10 protein-coding genes are annotated in these 16,434 nt (G+C 41.2%); all 10 read left to right on the forward strand.

The features are described 5' to 3' along the window. The first annotated feature begins 188 nt into the window (after positions 1–188). The 10 genes from IYN84_RS15705 to IYN84_RS15750 all read left to right on the forward strand — a co-directional run bounded on the left by IYN84_RS15705 (position 189) and on the right by IYN84_RS15750 (position 16,428). Complete coding sequence (locus tag IYN84_RS15705; RefSeq protein WP_196140206.1) at positions 189–2,270, forward strand: prolyl oligopeptidase family protein; 2,082 nt, start codon at positions 189–191, stop codon at positions 2,268–2,270. 314 nt (positions 2,271–2,584) lie between these two features. After that, positions 2,585–3,073, forward strand: coding sequence for an Lrp/AsnC family transcriptional regulator (locus IYN84_RS15710; RefSeq protein WP_196140207.1), 489 nt, complete (start codon positions 2,585–2,587; stop codon positions 3,071–3,073). A gap of 218 nt (positions 3,074–3,291) precedes the next feature. Then, positions 3,292–4,752, forward strand: a complete 1,461-nt coding sequence (locus IYN84_RS15715; RefSeq protein ID WP_196140208.1) for an NAD-dependent succinate-semialdehyde dehydrogenase — start codon at positions 3,292–3,294, stop codon at positions 4,750–4,752. Between the two features lie 13 nt (positions 4,753–4,765). Beyond that, the gene (gabT, locus tag IYN84_RS15720) at positions 4,766–6,049 is read left to right on the forward strand and encodes a 4-aminobutyrate--2-oxoglutarate transaminase (protein ID WP_196140209.1); all 1,284 of its coding nucleotides are present in this window, start codon (positions 4,766–4,768) and stop codon (positions 6,047–6,049) included. Position 6,050: 1 nt separating this feature from the next. Beyond that, entirely contained in the window at positions 6,051–7,895 is a 1,845-nt protein-coding gene (locus IYN84_RS15725; protein WP_196140210.1) for a PLP-dependent aminotransferase family protein, read from the forward strand. A gap of 276 nt (positions 7,896–8,171) precedes the next feature. Further along, complete coding sequence (locus tag IYN84_RS15730; protein WP_196140211.1) at positions 8,172–9,020, forward strand: carbon-nitrogen hydrolase family protein; 849 nt, start codon at positions 8,172–8,174, stop codon at positions 9,018–9,020. A 295-nt stretch (positions 9,021–9,315) separates the two neighbouring features. Next, a complete protein-coding gene (locus IYN84_RS15735; protein WP_196140212.1) occupies positions 9,316–11,715 on the forward strand; it encodes a TonB-dependent receptor in 2,400 nt (799 codons plus the stop codon). A 201-nt stretch (positions 11,716–11,916) separates the two neighbouring features. After that, positions 11,917–13,485 (forward strand): sulfotransferase, encoded by a 1,569-nt coding sequence (locus tag IYN84_RS15740; RefSeq protein WP_210330587.1) that lies wholly within the window; start codon positions 11,917–11,919, stop codon positions 13,483–13,485. Between the two features lie 136 nt (positions 13,486–13,621). Beyond that, positions 13,622–15,229: a hypothetical protein gene (locus tag IYN84_RS15745; RefSeq protein WP_196140214.1), complete on the forward strand. Its 1,608-nt coding sequence runs from the start codon at positions 13,622–13,624 to the stop codon at positions 15,227–15,229. Between the two features lie 23 nt (positions 15,230–15,252). Then, positions 15,253–16,428: an MFS transporter gene (locus IYN84_RS15750; RefSeq protein WP_196140215.1), complete on the forward strand. Its 1,176-nt coding sequence runs from the start codon at positions 15,253–15,255 to the stop codon at positions 16,426–16,428. Positions 16,429–16,434 lie beyond the last annotated feature (6 nt).

Consider the following 16,434-nt stretch of genomic DNA (forward strand, 5'->3'; position numbering starts at 1 on the left):
AATTTCTAGATGGTGGCTATTTACTCGTTCGAAATTCTTTACAAAGATTCAGATCCAGTTACAAAATTATCTTAAATTCTAACTCCAGAGCAAAAAATTTACTTTCAATTTGCGGAATCACCCGTTAAGTTATTCCCAGTTTTAAATACTAAGTTTTAAATACTATAAATACAACAAAGGGAATATCTATGTTTGATAAAAAGTGGACTGCAGGATTAGTGATCTTTGCAGCACAGGCTGTATCTGCAGCTAAACTCGACGATCCTTATCTCTGGCTTGAAGAGGTTCATGGCGAAAAAGCTATGGAGTGGGTGAAGTCTCAAAATGCGGTGTCTGAGCGTGATCTAAGCGCATCTAAATACTATCAAGCAATCAAATCTGATGCGCTGGATATTCTAAACTCAAAAGACAAAATCAAATATGTATCCATTCGTGGCGATAAGGTTTACAACTTTTGGCGAGATGCGAAGAATGTGCGGGGTTTATATCGAGAAGCTAACCTGAAAGATTATCTGGCGAACAAACCCAAGTGGGAAACCGTACTTGATATTGACCTGTTGGGAAAAAATGAGAAGGAAAATTGGGTCTATAAAGGAATTAATTGCCTCTTTCCAAGATATGAGAGTTGCCTGGTATCTCTTTCTCGAGGTGGGGCTGATGCAACAGTGACTCGGGAATTTAATATCAAATCACGCTCGTTTGTAAAAGATGGTTTCTTTCTGCCAGAAGCCAAATCTGAAGTGTCCTGGAAAGATGAAAATACTATCTATGTGGGAACTAATTTTGGTGAAGGTAGCTTGACTAGCTCTGGGTATCCTCGTATTAGCAAGTTATGGAAAAGAGGAACTCCGCTGTCTGAGGCGAAAACAGTTTACGAAGGAAAAGTGGAATCAGTATCTGCAGGGGCTTACCGCTCTTTTAGCATCCATGGAAATTATGACATAGTGTATGAGGCAACTTCATTTTATACCGGTGAGAGCTTTTTGCTTGAAGGAGACAAAAAAATTAAACTGGTTAAACCTGACAGTGCAGAGCTAGCAGGTTTGTACAACAATAATCTTTTTGTCTCTCTTAAATCTGACTGGACTTATGAAGGAAACAAATTCAAACAGGGGGCTGTTATATATGCTTCCATGGATTCTGTAAAAAAAGGTAAACCTGACTATCGAGTATTTATCGAACCAACGAAGGAAAAAATTATTGATGGTATTCGCTTTTCCGAAAATTACATTTGGGTTTCATGGTTAGACAACGTGAAGTCAGTTGTTGAGCGTATGTCTCTGGACTCGAAAGGACAATGGCAATCCGCCAGGTTACCAATGGATTCGAAAGGCGACATTTCGCTATTCGGTATGCAGGAAGATAGCGATGCTTTTTTCGTTAGCTACTCCAGCTTTTTGCAATCGGACACGCTTTACTACATGGACGGAAAAACTTTTGAACTAACTGAATTGCAGAAACTTCCTTCCTGGTTTGATGCCGATAAATACAAAGTGGAACAAAACTTCGCGACGTCAAAAGACGGCACCAGGATTCCTTATTTTCTTGTAATGAACAAAGGGGCCAAGCTTGATGGTAAGAATCCAACTCTTCTTTATGGTTATGGCGGCTTTGAAGTATCAATGAGACCCTACTATTCGGCGTTAAGAGGGAAGGCCTGGCTGGAGAATGGTGGTGTCTATGTTTTAGCAAATATTCGCGGTGGCGGAGAGTTTGGGCCTGCCTGGCACCATGCAGCCCTAAAGGAAAATCGTCAAAGAGCTTATGAAGATTTTGAAGCCATAGCCAAAGACCTGATTAAAAGAAAAATTACTTCACCAGCTCATCTCGGGGCTATGGGGGGGAGTAATGGCGGTCTCTTAATGGGGAATATGATTACCAGAAGCCCTGAGTTATTTAACGCAATTGTTTGTCAGGTTCCTCTTTTGGATATGAAGCGTTATAACAAGCTTTTGGCCGGTGCTAGCTGGATGGCAGAGTATGGCAACCCGGATGTTGCTGAGGAGTGGGATTACATCAAAGAGTTTTCTCCTTATCACAATTTAAGTAAAGATAAATCTTATCCGAAAGTCTTCTTTACAACTTCGACTCGTGATGATCGGGTACATCCTGCACATGCCAGAAAAATGGTCGCAAAAATGAAAGGATTAGGGCATGACGTTTTCTATTATGAAAACATCGAAGGTGGACATGGAGGTGCGGCCGATAATAATCAGGTTGCTCACCTATATGCCATGGTTTATTCCTATCTATTTGAACAGTTAAATTAGTAAACGGTTGGATATTGGTGCAGACTTGATGATATTAATCAGGTCTGTACCTATGATTTAATACAACGATTTTTTATCAGCTAGCAATTTAGCCTTTTCTTTTTTTCTTCAACCTTTCATCCAAAGAGCGAGCTTTTCAAGCGTTAAAATACAGCAGATATATTTATCCTGTTAATCACCTTTTCTTCTTCTGAGTTATACTCTAAAAATAGAATATTTCTTTACTGCAATTAATTAGTTATGGCAGTATCGATTGAATTCGAGTGATTTGACTTAACCCAAACAGCCGAACTGACCTTGAGGCAATATTTATTATGAATAGTAATCAGGAGCTTGATCGAATTGATATCGCTATTTTGATGCGTTTGCAAAAGGACGGCCGGCTTAAGAATATTGAACTTGCCGAGTTAGTGGGATTATCTCCAAGTCCTTGTTTGCAGCGTGTTAAGCGATTAGAGAAGCTAGGCTTTATATCACGCTATCAAGCCGTAATTGAGATAAATAAAATTGTAGAAACAGTACAAATATTTACCCAAATTACAATTGCTGAACATCGTTTGGAAGATCATCGTTATTTTGAGCGTGAGATAGTTAAGACTCCGGAAGTAATAGAATGCTATCTGGCTAGTGGCGGGTTTGATTATCTTGTTAAGTTTGTTTGTCGTAGCATCATTCACTATCAGGAGACCATTCAGAAACTACTAGATTCTGATTTGGGTATTTGTAAATATCATAGTTATGTAGTCATGAAGGAAGTTGTATCCAAAAGAGAATATCCAATTGAAGAACTGACTAAAAAGTGAATGGTCAAAGCGACTTTTTAATTATTATGCCTGAATAAACACCATCGTATTTGTTGGCCTAATCGAAGCGCAGCACATATTATTCCTTCCAGCATTTTGTGCTGAGCCTCTGTTGAGTTAAAGCAGATTATTGCGTCAAACCTATTAACTTCAAACACTTATTTTTCAATTTCGGCCTATCATAACTGGTACTAACAAGGTTTATTTTGGTACTAAAAATGGCACTACATCTCAACGATTCTGGACTTATTAAAACCCGCGCCTATATTAATGGCGAGTGGATTTCGAGTAGAAACTCAATTAGTGTTCGCAATCCATGTGATAGCTCTTTAATTGCCAGAGTTGCTAAAGCTGGCTGCTTTGAGGCTCAGCATGCAATAGATTCTGCATATCAGGCTTTGCAACCATGGCAAGCGAAAGCAGCTAAAGAAAGAGCTTCTATTTTGCGAAAGTGGTTTAACCTGATAATGGAAAGTCAGGAAGACCTGGCGAAAATTCTTACTGCGGAACAGGGAAAAGTGCTTGCTGAAGCTCGAGCAGAAATTGCTTATGGAGCAAGCTATGTAGAGTGGTTTGCTGAAGAAGCTAAAAGGATCTATGGAGATACTATCCCAGCCCCCTCATCTGATAAAAGAGTTGTTTGTATAAAACAACCGGTTGGTGTCGTCGCTTGTATAACCCCATGGAATTTTCCTAATGCGATGTTAACGAGAAAAATTGCACCGGCGCTGGCAGCAGGGTGTACCGTTGTATGCAAGCCTGCGTCTGAAACTCCGCTTTCAGCTTTGGCAATTGCTGAGCTGGCACATCGCGCAGGGATCCCGAAAGGAGTCATAAATATTGTAGTTGGCAACGCTCATGAAATTGGCAGGGTGTTAACTAAAAGTCCTCTTGTTCGAAAGTTAACCTTTACTGGATCGACAGAAGTCGGCAAGTCTCTGGTTGCTGATTGCAGCACAACTTTGAAGAAGACCAGTATGGAATTGGGAGGAAATGCACCTTTTATTGTTTTTCCCGACGCAGATCTGAAAGCCGCGATTAGTGGATTAATGGCTTCAAAATTTCGAAACAGCGGACAAACTTGTGTCTGTACTAATCGAGTTCTGGTGCATGAAAAAATTTATGAAGAATTTAAACAAAAACTAACTTCAACTATTAAGGAAAATTTGGTCTTAGGGCATGGCGATAGAGAAGGAGTAACTAATGGTCCGTTAATTAGCCAGACTGCTTGCGAAACTGTCGACCGAATTGTTCAAGTTTCATTGGCAAAAGGAGCGAAGCTTGAGTTAGGGGGTAAACCAAGCCGTCTGGGAGTGTGTTTTTATCCGCCAACGGTATTGAGTGACGTGACCAATGATATGCCCGCAGCGAGAGAGGAAGTATTTGGACCTCTTGTTTCTTTAATTCGATTTACTAGTGAAGAGCAGGCAATTGCAATAGCCAATGACACAGATGTCGGATTGGCTGCTTATTTTTATACACGAGATATTGGTCGAGTATGGAGAATGGGAGAAGCTTTGGAGTACGGAATTGTCGGCATTAATGAAGGGATAATTTCGAATGAAATGGCACCCTTTGGAGGAATAAAAGAGTCGGGGCATGGAAGAGAGGGATCAAAATATGGTCTCGATGACTATCTTGAAATCAAATACATGTGTATGGGTGGAATAGACGATTAAGCGGAGAATAAAAATGCGATCAAATAGTCAAATTCAGAACAGAAAAGATAAGTCTATTGCCAGAGGACAGGGAAACCTCGCAGCTGTCTATGTAGAGAAGGCGTGCAATGCAGAAGTGTGGGATGTCGAGGGAAAACGGTATATTGATTTTGGCAGCGGAATTGCCGTATCAAACACCGGTCATAGTCATCCTAAAATAGTAGCCGCGGTTGCAAAACAGCTGGATAAATTTAGCCATACTTGTGTCATGGTAACTCCTTACGAATGCGCGGTTGAATTAGCCGAAAAACTCAACGCGGTAGCTCCAGGCGATAGTGAAAAAAAATGTATCTTTGTTACGACAGGTGCGGAAGCTGTAGAGAATTGCATCAAAATTGCTCGAGCTCACACTGGTCGAAGAGGAGTAATCGCCTTCAATGGAGGTTTCCATGGACGTACCAATTTAACAATGGGACTAACTGGTAAAATCACTCCTTATAAGAATTTGTTTGGACCTTTTCCGGGCGAGATCTATCATGTTCCTTTTCCTGTTAACTATCATGGCGTCAGCGAAGAAGCTAGTCTTAAAGCACTGGAAAACTTATTTAAAGTAGATATTTCTCCACAGGATGTCGCCGCAATAATTATTGAACCAGTGCAAGGAGAGGGAGGATTTTACCCAGCGTCTACAGCATTCCTAAAACGATTGCGACAGTTGTGTGACCAATATGGAATCCTCCTGATCGCAGATGAAATTCAAACAGGATTTGCCCGAACTGGTCAAATGTTCTGCATGCAGCATCACAATGTCGAACCTGACTTGATAACTATGGCCAAAGGTATTGCTGGTGGATACCCTCTCGCTGCGGTGGTTGGCAAAAGTGAAATTATGGATGCGCCATTGCCAGGGGGATTGGGAGGAACCTATGCCGGCTCTCCGATAGCGTGCTCTGCAGCGCTTGCTGTGTTAGATATTATCAAGGATGAAAACCTGATTGAAAGAGCAAACGAAATTGGCGACAGGTTCCAGCAGAGACTAGTCGATTTGAAAAGTGACTTCTCTAACGAAATCGGCGATATAAGAGTCACCGGTGCAATGATAGCGATTGAATTAGTATGTGATGCTACCGCCGACAAGCCTAATGTGGAGTTGACCAGAGCCCTGGTCGAGAAGGCCTGTCACAAAGGTTTGATTCTTTTGAGTTGTGGATTTTATAGTAATGTGATTCGTTTCTTACCACCACTTACTATTTCAGATGAAATCATAGATGAAGGGCTGGATATTTTAACCGAATGTTTTCGTGCTATAGTTTCTTGATATGGACTTACTAATAAACCTTGATCCTGATAGCGAACTGGGTCTTCAGCACCAGATTCGGCAAAAGATTGTAGAAGCAATTCTTTCCGGAATTATTCCTGCTGGACAGAGAATTATGTCTTCACGAAAACTGGCAAAGCAGTTGAACGTAGCGCGCAATACGGTAGTACTTGCCTATAACCAGCTCGTTGATGAAGGATATCTGGAAAGTCGAGAGCGTAGTGGTCTCTATGTAAACCAACAGATTCTTAACGGTAGAGTAAGTTATGCCGCAGAGAAATCTAAGGCTGGTAATATCCAGGAGCGCTGGTCAAGTAAAATAAAAATAATTGGCGTTGGTCATCAAAGACATATATGGCCGGGCGACTGGCAAAATCATCCTTATCCTTTTATTGATGGATATTTTGACGCCTCACTCTATCCGGTGGCTCAATGGCAAGAAGCGAGTCGATTAGCATTCGGTGGGTTGCAAGCAAGACAGCTCCATGCAGAAAGTGATGCTGATGATGCAATGCTGGTCGAAGAAATTCGGACAAAAATTTTGCCACGTCGAGGAATCAATGCCGGTCATCAGGAAATATTAATCACATCCGGAAGCCATCATGCTCTCTACCTGTTGGCCAATTTGCTGACTGATTCTACAACAGTGGTTTCAATGGAAGATCCTGGCGATCCAGCGTTAAGAAGCTGTCTGGCATTAACTCACTGCAAAATTCGCCCACAGCCAATCGATGAGAATGGAATGATAGTTGATGAGCGGCTAGATAAAAGTCAGATTGTCTATGTCACTCCCAGTCATCAAAAGCCTACCGGGGTTACTATGCCTCTTGAAAGGCGAAAACTACTACTGGAAAAAGTTAGTCATCGTGATCAAATTTTGATTGAAGATGACTCGGAAAGCGAGCGCAACTATTTTGGAAACCCCAAACCGGCGATTCAGAGTCTGGATCAGGATGATAGAGTGATTTACATTTCTGCTCTTCCTAAAGCAATTGCACCAGGTTTAGGATTAGGATTCATAGTCGCATCACCGACTTTGATTGCTGAAGCAAGAAGGTTAAGGCGGCTGATGGTAGGAAACCCGCCAAGAAGTAATCAAAGAACAGCAGCCTTTTTTATTTCGCTAGGTCACTATGATGCCTTTATGGTTCGAATCCACAAAGTTTTCAGTCAACGTTGGAACGCTCTAAGAGACGCTCTTAATCACTATTTACCGCAGTCTATATTGACGCTTCCAAATCAGGGAGGGACTGCGTTTTGGGTTAAATGTCCATCTGGAGTTTCAGTAGAAAAACTTGTTCAGAATGCCGGAAAGCATGGAATTTTAATTGAGCCTGTTGGTGATTACTACAGCAGACCTGAAGAGCAAGATCACTGTGATGAACAAGCATGCTTTCGAATGGGGGTGACCAGTATTGATCAGACTGCCATCAGAGACGGAGTAGAAAAGCTTGCTCAACTTATTCGTGAGCTTTCAGGTAATCAGCAGAAGACTCTAGAGCAAATCTCTCAAACTCCACTGAGTGGAGAGCAGATTTTTAATCAACTAGCAGGTGCAACTTTAATTTGTAAAACAGTTTATGGAGCGCCTTGCACGATAGAACTTAGAGCTGATGGTAAGATGCTTGGTCGAGCCGGTCATGCTGATGAAGAGTATGATCAGGGAAGGTGGTGGATCGAAAATGATATCTGGTATCGGCAATGGGAGAGTTGGGCATATGGCGAGCAAGCAGGATATTACATTACCATTGAAAACGAGCAAATCAGCTGGTTTAATCAAAATGGTCGTTTAGTCGATACAGCCATTATTAAGCTGGCACCAAATCATAATTCCAAGCTGGTGTAGATTACCGGTATTCAGAAGAGCTTACCGGTAGGTTCTGCTGTCGACATCTCAAGCAAGTCAGAGTATAAAACTCAGGTATACAGAAAGCTTGGTTTTAGCAAGGCACTCCATTCTTTATCTTCTTTATTTTGTGCTTGATTATCAGACATCCTATCTATCGTTAGTTGAATACTCGAAACTGGCCTAGTCCAACCATCGATTCTGGTTCTATAAGTTCTTTTCCAAGATCTCTAAAGTTGACTTAACAATTAATTAAGCCAAACCAATGAGGTTTCAATGTCGAAGTTTTGTATAGCGGCTCTTCAACTAGCGCTTCCCAACCAAAACAACTTGCTCCTGTTACAGACGGAGATAGAGAGTGCGAAAAAGCGTTTTCCATGGATAGATATGTTCGTCCTGGGTGAATTAAACGCCTACGGTACTGATGTTACCCAGGCGCAAGGAAGTGGTGGTGAATTTGAGCGGACCTTTTCTAATCTGGCCCGCAAGCTAAATTGCTGGATTATTCCTGGTTCATATTTTGAAAAGAGTGATAGTCAAGTATTTAACACTTCTCCAGTGATTAATCCACAAGGAGAAATTATTGCAAGACATCGTAAGATCTTTCCATTTCTTCCCTATGAGCAAGGTGTTGACAGCGGCGAATCCTTTGTCGTTTTCGAGGCTCCGGGTAAGGGCAAGATTGGTTTGTTGATTTGCTACGATCAGTGGTTTCCTGAAGTAAGTCGAACCTTGGCCTGGCTTGGTGCCGAAGTTATTGTATGTCCAACACTGACCAATACAATCGATAGAGAAAATGAGCTGGTTTTAGCTCGAGCAAACGCTACCGTTAATCAGTGTTATTTCTTCAACGTCAACGCGTGTGATCAGCTCGGCTTTGGTCAGTCAATTGTCGTTGGTCCACAAGGCGAAACCATTTACCAGGCCAGTGTTGGACGAGAAATCATTCCTATTGAAGTTGATTTTGAGCAGGTTAGATCGGTAAGGGAAAGAGGACTACACGGGCTTTGCCAGACCCTTAAGAGTTTTCGCGATAATCGGCTTAAGTTTCCCGTTTATCTTGACTCTAAAGACCTTGGAGAGCTTGGGAAGCTAGGCGAATTGAAGCTGCCTGACTCCAATTAAGCATCTTGCAGAAAATAACGGATAAATCTGGTCGCTTGTAGAGCCGTAGTGCTTGTGGGGATCTTAACAGTCAACATGGAATGGGATATTGGTCATAAAACTTTACGCCGGCAAACAGACACTATCGAGGCTGAAGTACTTGGATATTAACATTTTATTATCTGGACTCATGGTGGTATCAAAATTGGTTCTACTGATAGTTTTCAGCCTGGGGTAACTTAAAATCTCAAGTATGAGATAAAAATAACTGGAATTTATAGTCAACATAGGACAACCTTTCGGGTAGGAGTTTAAAATGAAGCAGTGTACAAACCAACGCTCCCAGGCATTTAAAAAATCGGCAGTAGCCAGTGCGATTTCAACTGCCTTGTTGTTGAATACGCATCTGTGGGCGGCAGAGCAAAGCGAAAGCGAAGAACAGTCAGATAGCAAGGTAATAACGGTAACCGCAAATCGTCGAGCCCAGTCAATTCAGTCGGTGCCTTACAATATCTCTGCCGTATCAGGTGAATCCCTAAGTGAAGCACAGATTACCGATGCAGCCGAGTTAATGCGAAATATTCCTGGAATTGCAGTGGTTGACCGCGGGCATCGAAATTCGGGAGTCATTAATGGAATTATGATTCGAGGTATGAATGTTGATGGTGCGGCTCTTGGAGACTACGCTCTTTCAGCTGTACCGACGGTATCAACCTATGTTAATGAAACGCCAATCTACGCCAATTTTATCCTTAAAGATATTGAACGTGTGGAGGTATTGCGAGGGCCACAAGGGACTCTTTACGGTTCAGGCTCGCTGGGAGGGACCGTACGCTACATACTCAACCGTCCAGAAGTCGGTGACTTCTCAGCAAAAGTAACAACTGCTTTGAGCTCAACGGAAGGGGCTGGCGACTTAAGCTGGGATACAGACTTTATTCTGAACTTACCGGTGTCGGAAAATATTGCGATGCGTTTTGTCGGAGGTAAAGTTGATTATTCCGGAATTACCGATTACGTAAATGTTTACCAGTTGGATGAAAACAGAATCCCGGTTGCACCCGACGGTATACTGTCAGATTCACTCGTTTTTGAATCAGTAGAAGATGCAGACTTTGTTGAGATCGAGCATGCTCGTGTGTCAGTATTTTTTGAGCCAACGGATAGTTTTTCAGCCCTTTTAACCTATCAAACTCAGACTGATAGTATAGGCGGAAGGCGTCAACAAACTAAAGGAAGTAATGGTTACGGAGAAGTTTATGGTGAATATGAAAATGGTTCTATCATGCTGGAACCGTCAAATCGAGAAGTCGATTTAACCAGCCTTGAAATGGAAGTAGATCTTGGGTTTGCCACTTTGACCAGCAGCACTTCCCAATACGATCACAAAGGCGACAGCATTAGCGAAAATACAGGATTTTATGCGCAGAATAACTGGCTGGCTGCCTTTTACTATAATTATCCCAGACCAATGGCTGAAGCTACTAGAACATACTCCGATGAAGCTTTGGTTCAGGAACTCAGGCTTGTTTCAAATGGTGACAACAAACTAGATTATGTGGTTGGGGTTTACTATCAGGATCAAGATCTGGGAGCTACTCAGTATAGCTACTTGAGAGGATTTCAAAACTGGACAGATACTGCCTGGGGTGCAGGCTATGTCGTCAGCGACAACGACTTTGCATATGTCAGAAATCAGAACTTCACCGAGTTATCGTTTTTTGGTGAACTGACCTATCACTTTTCCGATGAGCTTCGTTTTACATTCGGTGGCCGTAACTTTCATAACGAGTTCATCAATGAAACAGATATGTCGGTGGGTTTATATACTTCTTTCTCAATTCAGGATTCGGCATATTTTGAAGATGAGGAAAGTGGCTCTCTATTCAAAGCAAATTTCTCTCTCGATTTAGATGAAAACAAAATGCTCTACGGAACCATTTCTGAAGGATACAGAAGAGGTGGAGCCAATGCAGTTCCTTTATCGGGAACTTTCGCAGAAGATGCTGCGTGGCAACTATATGACTCAGATAGCAATATCAACTATGAGTTAGGGCTCAAAGGCAGTCTTAATTCAACTCGCTATAATGTTTCACTCTTTCTGGTTGATTGGGAAGATATTCAATTGAATACTGCAACCAGTAACTGGGGATTCTTTGCTGCACAAAATGGCGGCTCGGCGCAGACGAGTGGAATTGAAGTGGAAATTGATGGCTATTTTGGCGAAAACAACGCCTGGCATTATGGTGTTGGCTACGCTAATGTTAGCGCAGAGCTAACTGAAAACTTTTACGCGCCTACCGATACGACTCAATCTTCGCCAATCAGTCTGGATGGAGCGAAACTTCCGGGGACTCCAGAAAATACCCTGAATGTTTCCCTGAGCCACACAAACACGTTATCTAACGGATGGTATTGGACCAATCGTATGGGGCTCTACTATCAATCTGAAACAGAGAACGCTTTAAGTGACTCAGAAAGATTTAATCAGACCATGGATAGCTTTTCGATCGTTGATTTTTCATCAAGTGTAGCCTCGGATAACTGGGTGGCGACTCTGTGGATAAAGAATCTGACCAACGAAGAGGGTTCCACTGGCGTTTTTAAAGAGGAATATATGGGAACTTCTCCTGCACAAAACTATTATGGCAATGGTTCTAAGGAGTTTTTAGCATTGCCGAGAACCATCGGCTTCAGTCTGTCTTACGAGTTTTAGTCCTTCTAATGTTGATAACAGGGATGTTTTTTAACGACTTAAGTGACTAAAGAACACTGATGGAGAGTAGTTTTTTTAAGTTTACAGATGCCGCGAGATAGGATCGAAAATATTTTGTGGTAAGGTAGAGATGTTGCCATGTTGTCACAAGAAAGCATTTTCAGTAGAAGTTCAGAAATTAGCAGAAGTAAAAGGTTTTTATTGTCCCAGATAGATTTATCGACTCAACTAGAGCAGGCAAAACTACTATTGCAGCGTGGCAAAATCATCGATGCAATCGAATTTTGTCGCAATTGCCTTGCGTTGAAGTCTGAGTTTTTGCCAATGTCTTTGTTGCTCAATCAGGCATATCAGTTAAACTCTCAGTTTGACCTAATGCTGTCACATGCGAAAGAACTAGCTGAAAGCTATTCTGATAACCCGGTGATTCAAATTCGGCTTGTCGAGTGTTTGATATACTCCGGAGAAATTGCTGAAGCTATCAAAAATATTGATCGACTTTTCCAGAGAGCAGGTTCCAACTCTTCTTTCTTATCTAAGTTGGGAGAGTTATACCTACACTGTTGCCAGCATCAAAAAGTATTTGAATGTCATCAGAAGGCTTATAAAATTAATCCTGATGATTGCACTAATATCTATAATCTAGCGGCTGCCCAAATCAATCTGGGACAATTTGACTCTGCCCGCAAGTTGCTTGACAAAGTGATAGAGAAAAATAAAAGCGACTTCGACCCATTCTATAATAGAAGCGCTATTTTAAAAGCAGACAAAGAAAATAATAATATTGAGCAGTTGCTCAGTCAACTTAAATGGAATCGTAACAATCCGTTAGCAACTTGCCCAATCGCCTATGCATTAGGTAAAGAGTACGAGGATATAGGTGAGTTTGAAAAAGCATTTTACTATCTAGATATAGCAGCAAAATCTCGTCGTCGAAGAATGCAGTATCAAGTTGATACTGATGTTGAAGTAATGAACCAGATAAGGAAGACCTATTCTAAAGAAAAGCTGAGTCGTGTTTCAGTTTCAAACTCAAACGATTCTCCGATTTTTATATTTGGGCTACCAAGAAGCGGAACAACATTAGTGGAAAGAATTTTATCTAGCCACTCATCTGTTGAAAGTTTGGGCGAGATAAATAGTCTGGCTTTTTCTATAATGCATAGTGTTGGCCCTAATCTGGGAAAAATAGATTTAGTCAGAAAATCAATCAATATTAATTTCGACTGGCTTGCAAGCCGTTACAAGTCTGCTACAGCTGGATACGGTTTCAACGCCAGATATCTTATCGATAAGACCCCTCTTAACTTCCTTTATCTTGGGATTATTAAACTTGCTTTTCCTAAAGCTAAAGTCATCCATATCTCCAGAGACCCTATGGATAGCTGCTATGCCATGTATAAAACGCTTTTTAGAATGGGATATCCATTCAGTTATGAATTATCGGATCTTGGACACTACTATATTGCCTATTCGGAATTAATGAAGCATTGGGATGATCTCTTTGGAAAACAAATATTTCATATTCAGTATGAAAGGCTGGTAGAAAATCCTGCTGCAGAAATTGAAGCGCTACTGGAGTATTGTCAGTTATCCTGGGAAGACTCGGTACTTTCATTTTATAACAAGAAATCACCAGTAGCTACAGCAAGTGCTATCCAGGTTCGTCAGCCAATATATCGTTCTTCGGTTGGGCGTTGGAAGAAATATGAAGAGCAATTGAAATCATTAAAATGTCAGCTGGAAAATAGTGGGATTTGTTGTGACTAGCATGCTGAAAAGCAATAACCACACAACTAATTTTAATATTAGCTCTAAGGTTTTGCTCGTCCTGGCAGGTTGCTGCTTCTCGTTTTTCTATCGAGGCTCGTTTGTCATTGCGCATAGCTTTGATGGTTTGATACCAATGTCATATTTTTACCCGCCAGACGATAATGTTTTACAAAATACTACGGACAACAAGCTGCTTTTAGACGGTCGACTTCATCTTAAGGCTAATATTGAGAACTTATATTTCAATGTAATCAAAGATCACTACTCAGTTAGTAGAAGAGAAGAGCTCAAAGTATCAATACTACCGTCTATTGAATTTAGCTTTACCGTTCGAGATTTGAAATTTATACCCATTGAGAGAAGCGTACAGCGTAGTTCACATCCTTATTGGGAATGGGTTGTTCAGCCTGGGGATATTCGCCCTGTAGCATCAGGAAGCGGAGTTGTACAGGTAGTATTTCCATTTGCGCTTCAGGAGATTAATGCAAATTGCACTCATAATGGAGTAATTGAAGTCAGGCTTACTCAGAGTGGAGAATTTATTGATGGTGTCTATCAGGTGGCTAGTGAAACTTGCGCTTATTTTCAGTTTGACCTGGTTGGTGGTGTACAAGGTGAGTACTTTCCAAAAAAAATAGCAAATGGACGAACTGAATCAGGTATCCAAAAGGTAAGTGATGATAGGGAAATAACCAACTATACTGCTTCCAATTTTTCGGATGATTATCCTGAGATTGATATAAAAAAGCTAATTGATTTAAATTCTCAAGCTGTAACTCTTAGCGGGATTTTTATTGGAAAAAAGAATTATATTTTGAGTTGTCAAACTCGTGCAGGAGATTTTCCTGATTGTAATGATGTTTCATTACCTTCCTATTCTACTGCAAAAACAATTTATGCTGGAATTGGCTTGATGATTCTGGAAAAGCAATTCCCAAATATCAGACTGACTAAAGTGACAGATGTTCTCCCTGAGTGTAGCGTAAAAAATTGGCAGAATGTAACCCTGAATGACTTGATTAATATGCGAACTGGCAATTATTCAAGTAAACAGCCGAATGCTGATGAGTCTTCGAAAGAAATGGTGGATTTTTTTCTCGCAGAGACTCACGCAGTTAAAGTAAAGCTGGCTTGCGAAATGTTCACAAATAAATCAGCGCCTGGATTAAATTTTGTTTATCACACATCGGATACTTATCTGGCGGGAGTGATGATGCAAAGGCTCTTTAATAAGTTTGTTGAGGAGGGAGACTTTTATCAAAAGGTGTTTGTTCAAGGATTGTGGAAGAAACTATCGCTATCGCCTTTATTGAATGAGAGCAAACGAACTTACGATCAAGTCAATCAAACTTTTACCGGCTGGGGCCTGACTTATAAAGCCAGAGATGTTGTTGAAATTAGTCGCTTTCTTTTCAGGCAGTTAAATTTAGAAAAAGAAAAACAACTTCTTTCTTTCTCTCTTTTACAAAGTTCGTTGCAACCGGGCATTGCCCCGGCTAGCCGAAAAACAGAACAAGATAAATTGGCGTATAACAATGGAGTATGGGCTATTGAAGCCAGTGATTTTCTAGACTGTAAGAAAGAAAGGTGGATTCCTTTCATGTCTGGCTACGGTGGGATAAGCGTTGTGATGATTTCGCCTGAGTTAATTTATTATAACTTTTCCGATAACGGAGAATATCGATGGTTGACTGCCTTGAAGGAATTAAGTCAGTACTTTTCCGTATGTGAGGTTTTGTGAAAAATTTTTCTATAAGAGCTGAAATGGGTATACCAAAAGTCGATGCTGAAGGTATGTTAGTCAGAGTGCTTGTTTCTTTCCTGGCAACGGCAGGCTTATTTTACGTTAATATTATGCCTGCGCTGGTTGATGGTCTGAAGCTGACTTTAAATTTCACCAATCAGCAGGCGGGTTTAATTGGTTCAGCCAATGTTTACGGTGCGGCCTTTGGTGCATTTTGTATTGTTTTCTTTGTACAGAAAATTAACTGGAGAGCATCTTCCTATCTGCTGTTGCTCTCTCTCATTGCAATCGACTTTCTGTCTTTCCTGGTCTCCGAAGCAAACATATTAGCGGCAGTAAGGTTTATTCATGGTTTTGTTGGAGGAAGTTTGGTTGGTATAGGATTTGCTCTGATTTCTAAAACACCGCAAGCCGATCGAACGTTCGGGATGTTACTATTGGTTCAATTTGGATTCGGAGGGTTGGGGATGATGTATATTCCACAGCTCGTAGAGAGCTTTGGCATAATGATTCTATACGGCAGCTTGGTTGCTTTTAGTCTGATAACCCTAGTGATGCTGCCGTTTATTCCAGACTTTTCCAATCTGAAAAGCCGTTCTTTTGAATCCTCTTGTTGGAAGCTACTTACAGAAAGAACTCTTATACTAGTTTTATTATCAATCTTTTTGTTCCAGGCGGCTAACATGGGACTCTATGCTTTTATTGTGGGTTTAGGTAAGAACTCTGGACTCTCCATTGCTTTTATTAGTACTTCTTTAGGCTGGGCTGCATGGATAGGTATAGTCGGTTCCTTGTTAGTTATCTGGCTATCTACCCGTTTTGGTGTTTCTGTTCCCTTGTTGATAGGGATCGGACTAACCGCGCTGGGTACATGGGCTCTGATTTTCAGCGCTAATCCGACTATTTGGATAATGGCTAATTTGGGAGTGGGAATCACTTGGGCATTTGTTATTCCCTATTTATTTGCAATGTGTGCACAGCTTGATAGCAATGGGCAGGTAGCGGCTATGGGGGGCCTTGCTTCTAAGTTGGGACTAGCTTCGGGGCCGGTAATCACCGGAATACTACTTGGAGAAGGACAATATAACAGGGTTATTTTAATTGCTGTTGTCGTGCTACTGATAAGCCTCATTACATCTTTATTTGCTGCGAATTTTTTGAGTCATTACGAGAAGAAGTCTGTTTCACAATCTTAGTTCATT

It is taken from the genome of Aliikangiella sp. G2MR2-5 (assembly GCF_015687155.1).
GTDB lineage: Bacteria > Pseudomonadota > Gammaproteobacteria > Enterobacterales > Kangiellaceae > Aliikangiella.